This is a genomic window from Sphingopyxis sp. LC81, from assembly GCF_000756375.1.
Lineage (GTDB): Bacteria > Pseudomonadota > Alphaproteobacteria > Sphingomonadales > Sphingomonadaceae > Sphingopyxis.
The window spans coordinates 49,106-61,893 of record NZ_JNFD01000009.1 but is presented as its reverse complement, the minus strand read 5'-3'; the positions used below and the strand labels follow the sequence as shown (position 1 = coordinate 61,893).

General features: G+C 65.6%; 14 protein-coding genes. 8 read left to right on the top strand and 6 right to left on the bottom strand.

Going from position 1 to position 12,788, the window contains the following annotated elements:
• Positions 1 to 11: 11 nt before the first annotated feature.
• Positions 12 to 713: an extensin family protein gene (locus tag FG91_RS05530; RefSeq protein ID WP_052187335.1), complete on the bottom strand. Its 702-nt coding sequence runs from the start codon at positions 711 to 713 to the stop codon at positions 12 to 14.
• 172 nt (positions 714 to 885) lie between these two features.
• On the opposite strand from FG91_RS05530, the gene FG91_RS05525 reads away from it, so the two are divergent.
• From FG91_RS05525 to FG91_RS05515, 3 genes are all read left to right on the top strand, one after another.
• Complete coding sequence (locus FG91_RS05525; protein ID WP_037513042.1) at positions 886 to 2,013, top strand: phosphoserine transaminase; 1,128 nt, start codon at positions 886 to 888, stop codon at positions 2,011 to 2,013.
• Between the two features lie 87 nt (positions 2,014 to 2,100).
• Complete coding sequence (serA, locus tag FG91_RS05520) at positions 2,101 to 3,687, top strand: phosphoglycerate dehydrogenase (protein ID WP_037513269.1); 1,587 nt, start codon at positions 2,101 to 2,103, stop codon at positions 3,685 to 3,687.
• A 148-nt stretch (positions 3,688 to 3,835) separates the two neighbouring features.
• A complete protein-coding gene (locus FG91_RS05515; protein WP_037513041.1) occupies positions 3,836 to 4,948 on the top strand; it encodes an ATP phosphoribosyltransferase regulatory subunit in 1,113 nt (370 codons plus the stop codon).
• On the opposite strand, the gene FG91_RS05510 is transcribed toward FG91_RS05515, so the two are convergent.
• Positions 4,945 to 5,322, bottom strand: a complete 378-nt coding sequence (locus FG91_RS05510; RefSeq protein WP_037513267.1) for a DOPA 4,5-dioxygenase family protein — start codon at positions 5,320 to 5,322, stop codon at positions 4,945 to 4,947. The two genes, FG91_RS05515 and FG91_RS05510, sit on opposite strands and share 4 nt — an antisense overlap.
• 133 nt (positions 5,323 to 5,455) lie before the next feature.
• On the opposite strand from FG91_RS05510, the gene FG91_RS05505 reads away from it, so the two are divergent.
• Positions 5,456 to 6,745 (top strand): adenylosuccinate synthase, encoded by a 1,290-nt coding sequence (locus FG91_RS05505; protein WP_037513039.1) that lies wholly within the window; start codon positions 5,456 to 5,458, stop codon positions 6,743 to 6,745.
• A 26-nt stretch (positions 6,746 to 6,771) separates the two neighbouring features.
• Here the strand turns inward: FG91_RS05505 and FG91_RS05500 are convergent, their stop codons facing one another.
• Positions 6,772 to 7,992: a methionine gamma-lyase gene (locus tag FG91_RS05500; protein ID WP_037513036.1), complete on the bottom strand. Its 1,221-nt coding sequence runs from the start codon at positions 7,990 to 7,992 to the stop codon at positions 6,772 to 6,774.
• Positions 7,993 to 8,109: 117 nt separating this feature from the next.
• On the opposite strand from FG91_RS05500, the gene FG91_RS05495 reads away from it, so the two are divergent.
• Genes FG91_RS05495 through FG91_RS05490 form a run of 3 tightly spaced genes read left to right on the top strand, consistent with a single transcriptional unit; the run spans position 8,110 to position 9,279 of the window.
• Entirely contained in the window at positions 8,110 to 8,568 is a 459-nt protein-coding gene (locus FG91_RS05495) for an Lrp/AsnC family transcriptional regulator (RefSeq protein ID WP_037513032.1), read from the top strand.
• A gap of 3 nt (positions 8,569 to 8,571) precedes the next feature.
• Positions 8,572 to 8,679: a L,D-transpeptidase family protein gene (locus FG91_RS21310; RefSeq protein ID WP_443027732.1), complete on the top strand. Its 108-nt coding sequence runs from the start codon at positions 8,572 to 8,574 to the stop codon at positions 8,677 to 8,679.
• Between the two features lie 9 nt (positions 8,680 to 8,688).
• On the top strand, positions 8,689 to 9,279 hold the full coding sequence (locus FG91_RS05490) for an NADPH-dependent FMN reductase (protein ID WP_037513029.1): 591 nt from the start codon (positions 8,689 to 8,691) through the stop codon (positions 9,277 to 9,279).
• On the opposite strand, the gene FG91_RS05485 is transcribed toward FG91_RS05490, so the two are convergent.
• A complete protein-coding gene (locus FG91_RS05485) occupies positions 9,276 to 10,589 on the bottom strand; it encodes a spinster family MFS transporter (protein WP_052187334.1) in 1,314 nt (437 codons plus the stop codon). The genes FG91_RS05490 and FG91_RS05485 overlap by 4 nt on opposite strands.
• Positions 10,590 to 10,801: 212 nt before the next feature.
• Here FG91_RS05485 and FG91_RS22320 point away from each other — a divergent pair, with 212 nt between their 5' ends.
• Positions 10,802 to 10,936 (top strand): amidase family protein, encoded by a 135-nt coding sequence (locus tag FG91_RS22320; protein ID WP_235211954.1) that lies wholly within the window; start codon positions 10,802 to 10,804, stop codon positions 10,934 to 10,936.
• Positions 10,937 to 11,068: 132 nt separating this feature from the next.
• On the opposite strand, the gene FG91_RS05475 is transcribed toward FG91_RS22320, so the two are convergent.
• Both FG91_RS05475 and FG91_RS05470 read right to left on the bottom strand, forming a co-directional pair.
• Positions 11,069 to 11,554, bottom strand: coding sequence for a DUF2721 domain-containing protein (locus tag FG91_RS05475; RefSeq protein ID WP_037513021.1), 486 nt, complete (start codon positions 11,552 to 11,554; stop codon positions 11,069 to 11,071).
• Positions 11,551 to 12,765, bottom strand: coding sequence for an LL-diaminopimelate aminotransferase (locus tag FG91_RS05470; protein WP_037513018.1), 1,215 nt, complete (start codon positions 12,763 to 12,765; stop codon positions 11,551 to 11,553). The genes FG91_RS05475 and FG91_RS05470 overlap by 4 nt, the downstream gene beginning before the upstream one ends.
• Positions 12,766 to 12,788: the final 23 nt, after the last annotated feature.

The following is a 12,788-nucleotide window of genomic DNA, read 5'->3' as shown; positions in this document are numbered from 1 at the left end:
CTTTGCCAAGCTTAGCGGCAGTAGCCGTTGCCGCTCATGTCGAAGTGGAAATGATTATAGTGCGCCGCGTTGTAATCGGGGCCGAGCACGGTCCCGAAGCGGCGGCAGCCCGATTTGTGCAGCGCGCGGAGGAACTCCTGCGACGATTTGTCGCCGGTCCATCCGCCGTCGAGCATGACGCGGCGGCCGTCGGCGAGCAGGAAGCCCGATACGTCGATCGCATTCGAAAAGGCGTGCTGCGACATCCGGCCCGACCGGCCGCCATAGATGTTGCGGCAGCTGTAGGTTCCGAAGGTCTCGATCTTCACGACCTCCTGCCCCAGATATTTCCGCGCCGCGGGTTTCACCGCATATTGCACCCATGCGGCGAAATTTTTCGCGAGCGGACAGGTCATCGCACCGAGCCCCGACACCGGCGTGCCGATATCGAGCAGCTTCACCGAATCGATCGAGGTGCAGCCGCCGCCATGATCCTGGTTCGGGAGCGGGGTGAATCGCACACCCGCCTGCTTCAGGTCGAACGCGCATTGCTGTGCTTCGGCGCTGCTGAAGGAAGGGGTGCCGACCACCTGTGGGCGGCTCGGCTTGGTCGTCGTCGATTGTTTGCCGCCGCCATTCTTCATCACGTCGGGCGCGCCGAAACAGGCGGACAGTGCCAACGCCGCACTGGCGGCGATCAGGATCCGGGGCTTCAAGAAGTTCGGGATCGGCATAGCCGTCAAATTACCGACGAAATGGTTAACAAGCTGTATACCTTTTCCTCCACTCGTCGAAAATTTCGCGCGGTCCGTGCAATTTGTTTGACAGCCCGCGCGCTCGCCCTAAAGGCGGCGCCGGGCCACGCGGTCCCAACGCCGCGCGAGCTCTCTGCAAGGAGAGACTAAAATGAATGAAGTGACGACGCCTGAATTGCGCCCTGCGCGCCCCTATTTCTCTTCCGGACCCTGCGCCAAGCCGCCGGTCTGGGCCCCTGAAAAACTCAGCACCGAATCGCTCGGCCGCTCGCATCGTGCGAAGATCGGCAAGACGCGTCTGCAGTACTGCATCGACCTGATGCGCGAGATGCTGCAGCTGCCCGACACGCACCGCATCGGCATCGTTCCGGGCAGCGACACCGGCGCCTTCGAGATGGCGATGTGGACGATGCTCGGCGCCCGCCCCGTGACGACGCTCGCTTGGGAGAGCTTCGGCGAGGGCTGGGTCACCGACGCCGCGAAGCAGCTCAAGCTCGATCCGACCGTCATCCGCGCCGACTACGGCCAGCTTCCCGACCTCGGCCAAGTCGACTGGTCGAACGACGTCCTTTTCACCTGGAACGGCACCACCAGCGGCGTCCGCGTTCCGAACGGCGACTGGATCGCCGACGACCGCGAGGGCCTGAGCTTCGCCGACGCGACCAGCGCGGTGTTCGCTTACGATCTGCCGTGGGACAAGATCGACGTCGCGACCTTCAGCTGGCAGAAAGTGCTCGGCGGCGAAGGCGGTCACGGCGTGCTGATCCTCGGCCCGCGCGCGGTCGAACGGCTCGAGAATTACACCCCTGCCTGGCCGCTGCCGAAGGTGTTCCGCCTCGTCTCGAAGGGCGCGCTGACCGAAGGCGTGTTCAAGGGCGAGACGATCAACACCCCTTCGATGCTTGCCGTCGAGGATGCGATCTTCGCGCTCGAATGGGCAAAGTCGCTCGGCGGCCTCGACGGGCTGAAGGCGCGCAGCGATGCGAATGCCGCGGCGCTCGACAAGATCGTCGAGGACCGCGACTGGCTGAGCCACCTCGCCGCCGATCCCGCCAGCCGCTCGAAGACCTCGGTTTGCCTGTCGGTCGCGGGCGCCGACGAGGGCTTCATCAAGAAGTTCGCCGGACTGCTCGATGCCGAAGGCGCGGCCTATGACATCGCGGGCTATCGCGATGCGCCTCCGGGTCTTCGCATCTGGTGCGGCGCGACCGTCGACACCGCCGATGTCGAAGCGCTCGGCCCGTGGCTCGACTGGGCCTACGCCTCGCTCAACGCTTGACGTCGTCCCAGCGAAAGCTGGGACCGCTATCGACCATATTCATTCCCAACGATCCCAGCTTTCGCTGGGATGACGGAGAAAAATGACATGACCGCTCCCAAAGTTCTCATTTCCGACAAAATGGACCCCAAAGCCGCCGCGATCTTCAAGGAACGCGGCATCGATGTCGACGTGATCACCGGCAAGACCAAGGACGAGCTGATCGCGATGATCGGCGACTATGACGGCCTCGCGATCCGTTCGGCCACCAAGGTCACCGCCGACGTCCTCGCCGCCGCGACGAACCTGAAGGTCGTCGGCCGCGCCGGGATCGGCGTCGACAATGTCGATATTCCCGAGGCGTCGAAGAAGGGCGTCATCGTGATGAACACCCCCTTCGGCAACAGCATCACCACCGCCGAACATGCGATCGCGATGATGTTCGCGCTCGCGCGCCAGATTCCCGAAGCCAACGCCGGAACGCAGGCGGGCAAATGGCCGAAGAATGATTTCATGGGCGTCGAGCTGACCTCGAAGACGCTCGGCCTGATCGGCTGCGGCAATATTGGCAGCATCGTCGCCGAGCGCGCGCTGGGCCTGCGCATGAAGGTCGTCGCGTTCGACCCCTTCCTGACCCCCGAGCGCGCGATCGAACTCGGCGTCGAAAAAGCCGATCTCGACACTTTGCTCGCCAAGGCCGATTTCATCACGCTGCACACGCCGCTGACCGACCAGACGCGCAACATCCTGTCGGCCGAGAATATCGCCAAGGCGAAGAAGGGCGTGCGCATCATCAACTGCGCGCGCGGCGGGCTGATCGATGAAGCGGCGCTCAAGGATGCGCTCGACAGCGGCCATGTCGCGGGCGCGGCGCTCGACGTGTTCCAGACCGAGCCGCCGGCGGCCGATCACCCGCTGTTCAGCGCCCCGAACTTCATCTGCACCCCGCACCTCGGCGCGTCGACCGACGAGGCGCAGGTCAATGTCGCGATCCAGGTCGCCGAGCAACTTTCGGACTACCTGCTCACCGGCGGCATCACCAACGCGCTCAACGTCCCGAGCCTCTCGGCCGAGGAAGCGCCGAAGCTGCGCCCCTATATGAGCCTCGCCGAAAAGCTCGGCAGCCTCGTCGGCCAGCTCGCGCACGACAATCTCACGACGATCTCGGTCGAGGTCGAGGGTGCCGCCGCCGAACTCAACCTCAAGCCGATCACCGCCGCGGTGCTCACCGGGCTGATGCGCCGCTATTCGGACGCAGTGAACATGGTCAACGCGCCGCATCTCGCACGCGAGCGCGGCCTCGACGTGCGCGAAGTGCGCCACGACCGCGACGGCGACTACCACACGCTCGTCCGCGTCACCGTGGCAACCAGCGACGGCGACCGCTCGGTCGCGGGTACGCTGTTCAGCAACGGCGATCCGCGCCTCGTCGAGATGTTCGGGATCAAGGTCGAGGCCGATCTCGATGGCCATATGCTCTATATCGTCAACGAGGACGCGCCGGGCTTCATCGGCCGCATCGGCACCGCGCTCGGCGAAGCCGGGCTCAACATCGGCACCTTCCACCTCGGCCGCCGCGCCGCGGGCGGCGAAGCGGTGCTGCTGCTGTCGCTCGACTCGCCGATGCCCGAGCCGCTGCTGTGGCAGCTTTGCCAGCTGCCCGGCGTGAAGACGGTGAAGGGTTTGAAGTTCTGACCTTAAATCCCCCTCCCGCTTGCGGGAGGGGTTAGGGGAGGGCATGTCAGCGCAGTCCTGACCGAAACAGGCCCTCCCCCGGCCCCTCCCACAAGTGGGAGGGGAGATTTGATTGATCGCTCGCCTCTAGGCTTCTAAGGCCGCACGCATGACCAAGGCTCCTGCCCTGCTGCCCGAAGGGCTGCGCGATCGCCTCCCCCGACAGGCGGAGGCCGCGTCGCGCGTCACCCGCGCGCTCGTCGATGCGATGCGCGCGCATGGCTATGGCCGCGTATCGCCGCCGCTCGCCGAATTTCGCGAGACGCTCGGCGGTGACGACGAGCGTTCGACGCGTGACCTGCTCCGCTTCACCGATCCGGTATCGCAGCGCACGCTCGCGCTGCGCCCTGACATCACGCGGCAGGTTGGCCGCATCGCCACCTCGCTGCTCGCCAAGGCGCCGCGCCCGCTGCGCCTCTGCTACGCCGGGCAAGTGGTTAAACTGCGCGCCAGCCAACTTCGTCCCGCGCGCGAAATGCTCCAGGTCGGCGCCGAGCTGATCGGCAGTGACAGCGTCGCCGCGGCGCGCGAGATCGTCAGCGTCGCGATCGACGCGCTCGAGGCCGCGGGGATCGGCCCCGTCACGATCGATTTCACCCTGCCCGACGTCGTCGACCTGCTCGCGAACGGGCCGCTTCCGGTCGATGCCGATATCCAGCAACTGCGCGACGAACTCGACGCCAAGGACGCGGGCGCGCTGACCCGTCTCGGTGCCGAAGCCTATCTGCCGCTGCTGCGCGCGACCGGCCCCTTCGATCAGGCGATTGCCGATTTGCGCGCCTTCGATACCACGGGCGTCCTCACCGCGCGCATCGACGCGCTCGAGGCGATCGCCGCGCCGGTGCGCGACCGCGTCACGCTGACGCTCGATCCGACCGAGCGCCATGGCTTCGCCTATCAAAGCTGGTTCGGCTTCCAGATCTTCGTACCCGGACAGGGCGACGCGGTGGGCCGCGGCGGCGGCTATTCGATCCCGGTCGGCGAACAGGAAGAATCGGCCGTCGGCTTCTCGCTCTATCCCGATCCGTTGATCGACGCGGGGCTTGGCGCCGAGGACGATGCCGACCGCCGCATCTTCCTGCCGCTCGGCCACGATCCTGTGCTCGCGGCGAGCCTGCGCGCCGACGATTGGCAGACGGTCGCAGCGCTGTCCGACAGCGACAGTGCGCGCGCGCTCGGCTGCGGGTTTATTCTCGGTCCCGACGGGCCGGTCGAAGCCTAAAAATCCGACACCCCAAAGCGCGGGATGCCCTGATTGACGCCGGGCGGATCGAGCACGGTCACGTCGAGTTCGACGGGTTCGCCAATCCAGTGCGCCAGTGTCGTATGGTCGGCAAGGTCGTCGTCGGTCAGCGGATGCACCAGCGCGCGCAGCCCCGTCGCCTCGATCGTCGCGACCACCGCAGGGACCGCCGCGCCGAGGAAATGCACCTCATATTGCGCGATCGGATGCGGCCCCGCGGCGCCATCGGTCATGTCGCCAACGAACAGAATCGCTGCGTCCTGGCCGAACCCGTCGCGCAGCTCGGTGGCGGCGGCACGCTCTGCATCGTCGAAATAGATATGGGCATGGTAGGGGGCGTCGGGGTCAATCATCGCGGGCATCCTTCTTTCCGCCTCGCTACCCCGCCAAAAAGAAGGACGCAACCGCGCCACCGCCCTTGCCTCTCCGGCCAAATCCGCTAAGGCCGCGCCGGGTCAGGATGGCCCCGCACAGCAGGACATTGTCATGGCAAATGTTACCGTCATCGGGTCGCAATGGGGCGACGAGGGCAAGGGCAAGATCGTCGACTGGCTCGCCAGCCGCGCCGACGCCGTGGTCCGCTTCCAGGGCGGTCATAATGCCGGCCATACGCTCGTCGTCGGCGAACAGGTCTACAAGCTGTCGCTGCTCCCCTCGGGGATCGTCACCGGCACGCTGTCGATCATCGGCAACGGCGTCGTGCTCGACCCCTGGGCGCTGCGCGACGAGATCACCAAGCTGCGCGGCCAGGGCGTCGCCATCAACCCCGAGAATTTCGCGATCGCCGACAATTGCGCGCTGATCCTGCCGTTCCACCGCGACCTCGATGCGCTGCGAGAAACCGCCGCGGGCGCGGGCAAGATCGGCACCACCGGGCGCGGCATCGGCCCCGCCTATGAGGACAAGGTCGGCCGCCGCGCCATTCGCGTCTGCGACCTCGCGCATCTCGACAAGCTCGAACCGCAGCTCGACCGTCTGACCGCGCACCACGACGCGCTGCGCGCCGGTTTCGGCGAGCCGCCGATCGACCGCGAGCGCCTGATCGCCGACCTCACCGAAATCGCCGACTATGTCCTCGAATATGCGCAGCCCGTGTGGAAGCGCCTGAAGAAGGTCCGCAAGGCCGGCGCGCGCATCCTGTTCGAGGGCGCGCAGGGCGTGCTGCTCGACGTCGATCACGGCACTTATCCCTTCGTCACCAGCTCGAACACCGTCAGCGGCACCGCCGCGAGCGGTTCGGGCCTCGGTCCGTCGGCCGTCGGCTTCGTGCTCGGCATCGCCAAAGCCTATACGACGCGCGTCGGCAGCGGCCCCTTCCCGACCGAGCTCGAGGACGAAATCGGCCAGAAGCTCGGCGAGCGCGGGCATGAATTCGGCACCGTCACCGGGCGCAAGCGCCGCTGCGGCTGGTTCGACGCCGTGCTCGTGCGGCAAAGCTGCGCCGTGTCGGGCGTCACCGGCATCGCGCTCACCAAGCTCGACGTGCTCGATGGTTTCGACACGATCCGCATCTGCACCGGCTATCGCCTCCGCGGCAAGATCCTCGACTATTTCCCCGCGCATTCGGCCGATCAGGCCGAGGTCGAGCCGATTTACGAGGAAATGGACGGCTGGCACGAATCGACCGCGGGCGCGCGCAGCTATGCCGACCTCCCCGCGCAGGCGATCAAATATATCCAGCGCGTGCAGGAATTGATCGAAACCCCGATCGCGCTCGTGTCGACCAGCCCCGAACGCGAAGATACGATCCTGATCCGCGATCCGTTCAGCGACTGAGCCGGAGCCCAAGCGGCCGGCGCGCGTCAGGCGTCGGCCGCTTCCTCCCCAACCAGCACCGCCTGGTCGAGTGCCTGCGCGAGGTCGGCGATGATGTCCTCGACTTCTTCCAGTCCGACCGACAGGCGCACGAGCCCGTCCGAGATGCCGTGCTCGCGGCGTTCCTCGGGCGTATAGGTCGAATGCGTCATGCTCGCGGGATGCTGGATCAGGCTTTCGGCATCGCCCAGCGACACCGCGCGCTGGACCAGCGCCAGGCGGTTCATCATCGCCACACCGGCCGCGTGGCCGCCCCTCAGTTCGAAGGCGATCATGCCGCCGAATCCCGGCATCTGACGCCGGGCCAGATCATGCTGCCCAAAGCCTGACAGCCCCGGATAATGAACCGCCGCCACCGCGGGATGCGCATCGAGCATCGCCGCAACCGACAGCGCGGAACGGCAATGTTCGGCCATGCGCAGCTTGAGCGTCTTCAGCCCGCGCAGTACCAGCATCGCATTGAACGGCGCCATGACCGCGCCCGTCATATCCTTGACGCCGACGAGCCGCACCATCTGCATGTCGGCCTGGGTGCCGAGCGCGATACCCCCGACCAGATCGCCATGCCCGCCAAGATATTTGGTCGCCGAATGAACAACAATGTCGGCGCCCAGCGTGATAGGCTGCGTCAGCACCGGCGTCGCATAGGTGTTGTCGACCACCGTGCGCGCGTCGTGCTCGCGCGCGATCGCCGCGATGGCGGCGATGTCGACCAGACGCATATTGGGATTGGCGGGTGTTTCGAAATAGACGATTTTCGTCGCATCGCCGATCGCAGCGACCAGATTGCCCGGATCGGTCAGGTCGACATGCGTGACGGTGACCCCGAAGCGGGCAAGACCGTGACGCATGAAGGCAAAGGTGCAGCCATAGAGCGTCTTGTCGACGATCACTTCGTCGCCGGGTTTCAGGAAAGACCAGAATACCGCGGCGATGGCGCCCATCCCCGAAGCCGTCGCCACCGCCGCCTCGGCGCCCTCCAGCGTAGCAAGCCGCCTTTCCAGCAGATCGACCGTGGGGTTGGCAATCCGGCTGTAGAAATAGCCCTCGCGCGCCCCGGCAAAGAGCTCCGCGCCCGCTTCAGCGGTCTCGAACACGAAGGTCGACGACAGGTGCAGCGGCGGCACCAGCGCACCGTCATGCTGTGTTGCGTCATAACCCGCATGGATCGCGCGCGTGGAAAATGCGGAATGCGGAAAGGACGACATGGGGCGGGCTCCTGCAGCGATTTGTTCCTGCGTTCCTAGCAAATGGACGCTGGCAGGTGCTGCCTATGTATGCCACCATATCCATCAATATTGGAATTATCTGCCAAGGATTCGCCAATGGACCGCAAAGATCACCAGATTATTCGCGCATTGATGGCCGATGGCCGCTTGAGCAATCAGGATCTCGCCGCCGCGGTCAATCTGTCGCCCTCCCCATGCCTGCGCCGCGTCCGCCTGCTCGAGGCGAAGGGGGTGATCACGGGCTATGCCGCGCTCGTCGATCAACGCGCGATGGGCTATCCGATCACGGTTTTCGTCGGCATAAAGCTCAGCAAGCATGATCAGGCAACGGTCGGCGCTTTCGAAGCGGCCATCGCAACGATCGACGACATTCTCGACTGTTTCCTGATGACTGGCGAGATCGATTATCTGTTGCGCGTCGTCGCCGCCGACCTCGACGGCTATGAGCATTTCGTTCGCCAACGGCTGCACGCCATCGAAGGCATCGCATCGATCGACACCAGCCTCGCCTACGGCGTCGTCAAGCAAAGCCGAATCCTGCCGTTACCTATCTGACCTTTGCCATCGCGCGATTGGACCGACGGCTGTATCGCCTTGTCGAATACCGAGATAAAACAGCTCTGGGACATCGTCCCCGACGGCACCCCGATCACCATCCGACCCTAGGAGCCCGCCATGTCCCGCCATATCCTCGTTTTCTACGGCAGCTATCGCCGCGACCGGCAGGGCATCAAGCTCGCGCGCTGGATCGTCGAGGCGTTGAACGCGCGTGGTGACAGCGCCGAACTGGTCGACGCCAAGGCGGTCGACCTGCCGATGCTCGACCAGCGCTTCAGCGATTATGCCGCGGGCGAGGCACCGGCGGCGATGGCCGACCTCGCCGCGAAGATCGCCGCCGCCGATGGCTATGTCTTCGTCACGGGCGAATATAATGGCGGGCTCCAGCCGGGGCTCAAGAATCTCGTCGACCATTATCTCACCGGCTTCGCGTGGCGTCCCGCCGCGATCGCCTCCTATTCGGCGGGTCCATTTGCCGGGGTCCGGTCGGCGACCGCGTGGCGCACGACGCTTGGCGCGATGGGGATGGTCGTCATCTCGACGCCGCTTGGCCTCGCGCGCATCGGTGGGGCTTTCGATGCCGGCGGCCAGCCTGCGGGCGAAGATGGCGGGCGGCTCGCCAAGGCCTTCCCGCGTTTTGCCGACGACCTGGGCTGGTGGGTCGATGCGGCCAAGGCGCAACGCGCCGAGGCCGGCGCGCCCTTCTAACCCGACTTGAGCTCGGTCTTCAGCCGCAGACTCGCGCGCCAGAAGAAGAAGGCCGGGATCAGCCCGAGCCACGCCGCGCCGTAAAGCACCCAGCGGACGCTTTCCTGCCCCGCCACCGGCTGAAGCGCGTCGGACAACACGCCGAAGAGGAACGGCCCGAGCCCCAGCCCGATCAGATTCTGGCCGAACAGCATGATCGACGCCGCGACGGCGCGCGCGCGCGGCTGGACCAGCCCCTGTACGCAGCCATAGGCGGGGCCGTAATAGGCGGCGTTGAGCATCGTCGGCAGGACGAGCAGCGCGACCGCGATCCGCCAATCCTCCATGAAATAGCCGAGAAACAGCACCGGCGCCGCGACCGCCATGCCATAAGCGGGAAAGGTCAGGATGTGCCGTTTGTCGCGCGCGCCGAACTTGTCGGCGAGCTTGCCGCCGAGCCAGGTCCCGACCGCGCCCGCCAGCCCGAGCACAACCGCCATCGACAGCCCCGCCTCGGTCGTCGACAGGCCGTGGCTGCGGATGAAGAAGCTGATCGTCCACAGCCCCTTGCCATAGCCGAGGAAGGCGGTGACCGACGCCGCGATCAAAATATAGACGAAGGCGCGCGAGGCGAAGATTTCGCGCAACGCTTCACCGGTTGACAGCGGCACCGTTGCGGCGGCCGCCGCCGCGGCTTCGGCAGTCCGGCTGTGCCGCGGTTCGCGCATCACGAACAAGACGACGAGCGCAAGCAGCAAGCCCGGCGCGCCGACGAGCATCAACGCGATGCGCCAGCCATAAAGATCGTTGACGATCCCGCCGATGATCAGCCCAAGCAGCGACCCGATCGGCACGCCGAGGCCATAGAAAGCGATCGCCGACGAGCGTTTTTCGGGCGCCACGCTGTCCGAAATCAGCGAATGCGCCGCAGGGGTGCACCCCGCCTCGCCGACCCCGACGCCGATGCGCGCGAGGAGCAATTGCACGAAATTCTGCGCCAGCCCGCATATCGCGGTCATCGCCGACCAGACTGCGAGCGAGAGCGAGATCAGCCGCACCCGGTTCGTCCCCTGCTTGTCGGCGTAGCGCGCGATCGGGATGCCGAGCAGCGCATAGAAGACCGCGAAGGCGGGGCCGGCGAGCAGACCGAGCTGCGTGTCGGACAAGCCGAGGTCGGCCTTGATCGGTTCGGCGAGGATGTTGACGATCTGCCGGTCGAGGAAATTGAAGATATAGACGATCAGCAGGATCCACAGCATCGTCCGCGTCTCTGCGGAAACGCCGGTGGCCGGTGAGGCGATGCCCTGCGACGAGGCAGCTTTATCGGTCATTTATATCTCCCGCCACCAAGGGAGCAGACCGGGGGGAGTGGTGTCAACGCCGTTGGGGCGAACCGAAATTGCCCGTTTGCAATTGCCGCTACGGCTGCCAGCCTGCAGCTCATGCAAAAATTTTCGCTGTTCGGCGCCGCCGCGCTTCTCGCGATCGCTCCAGCGGCCTCCGCGATGCCGCCGCCGCTCCCAAGGTCGAGGGCAAGGACGCCGTGACGCGCGGCCCGCTCTATGGCATCCCCATCCTGCTCAAGGACAATATCGAGGCGGCGGGGCCGCTTCCCACGGCTGCGGGTGCCGCAGACTATGCCTATGTGAAGGCGAACCGGAAGCGCGTGACGCCCTAGCTCGTAACACCAACTTCGTCATTCCCGCGAAAGCGGGAACCCATCGAACGGACGGAGGAAAATATGCACCGGCTGTGGCGGCCGCACGGGGTGATGGCGAAGCTTCTTCGACGAGCCATCGCCCTCCCTTTGTCAGCGCCGGTCGCGCCGCTTCTTCCAGCCCATTTCCTCAAGCTCGAGCAATTCCATCGGAACATGGATCGCGCGCACCGCAAGCCGCACCTCGACGAGAAAAAGGATCAGCGAGACGAGCAGCAACAGCATCGCAACCGCAAAGGCCCATGACGCCGCGACGCCGAGGTTGATGCCGGTAAAGGCCTGCGTGAACAGCAGCGCGACGAGCAGGCAGACGACGATCCCGCACGCCACCGCGGAGAGGATCGAATTGTTGATGATCCCCATCCTGCGATCGGCGATGCGCAGCTCGGCGACGATGCGCTCATGCTCGACGCCCTCGGTCTCAGGCCAGCGCTCCATCAGATTGCGCGAGCGGTCGACGACACGCGCGAGGCGGCCCGCGATGACGTTGAGCAGGCTGCCGGTCGCCACCAGCAGGAACACCGGCGTGACCGACAGCTGAATCGTCTGCGCAATCGCGCCGGCGTCGAGGCCCGTCATCCCCCGGCGGCGACCGAGGGCGTGTTCACACCGTGCATTGCAAGGAACTTGCGGACGTTGCGCGCCGCCTGGCGGATGCGCTGCTCATTCTCGACCATCGCGATGCGGACATAGCCTTCGCCATCCTCGCCATAACCGACGCCCGGCGCGACCGCGACCTTGGCGTGGGTGAGCAATTGCTTCGAAAATTCGAGGCTCCCCATTTCCTTCAACGCGGGGGGAAGCGGTGCCCAGGCGAACATCGACGCTTTCGGGCTGGGGATGTCCCACCCTGCACGGCCGAAGCTTTCGACCATCACGTCGCGCCGCTTTTGATAGAGCTCACGGTTCTTTGCGACGATGTCCTGCGGACCGTTAAGCGCGGCGCACGCTGCGGCCTGAATCGGCGTGAACGCGCCATAGTCGAGGTAGGATTTGACGCGCGTCATCGCCGCGATCAGCCGCTTGTTGCCGACCGCAAAGCCCATGCGCCAGCCCGCCATCGAATAGGTTTTCGACATCGAGGTGAATTCGATCGCGACGTCCTTCGCGCCCGGCACCTGCAGGATCGAGGGCGTCGGGTTGCCGTCGTAATAGAGTTCCGAATAGGCAAGGTCGCTCAGGACCCAGACCTTGTTCTCCTTCGCCCACGCGACGAGGCGCTCATAGAAAGCGAGGTCGACCGCCTCGGCGGTCGGGTTCGACGGATAGTTGACGACTAGGATCGACGGGCGCGGCACGGTGAACGCCATCGCGCGGTCGAGCGCGCGCCAGTAATTCTCGTCGGGCGTCGTCGGCACGCTGCGGATCGTCGCGCCCGCGATGATGAAACCGAAGGTGTGGATCGGGTAGCTCGGGTTCGGCGCGAGCACGACGTCGCCGGGACCGGTGATCGCGGTCGCAAGGCTCGCGAGCCCTTCCTTCGACCCCATCGTCACGACGACCTCGGTTTCGGGGTCGAGTTCGACGTTGAAGCGGCGCGCGTAATAATTCGCCTGCGCGCGGCGCAGGCCCGGAATGCCCTTCGACTGCGAATAGCCGTGCGCGTCGGGCTTCATCGCGACTTCGCAGAGCTTTTCGATCACATGCGCGGGCGGCGGCAGGTCGGGGTTGCCCATCCCCAGGTCGATGATGTCTTCTCCCGCGGCGCGGGCGGCCGCACGCATCGCATTGACTTCAGCGATGACATAGGGCGGCAGGCGCTTGATGCGATAGAATTCATCTTCGGACATGGGAAACTAGAACAACTCCTTTG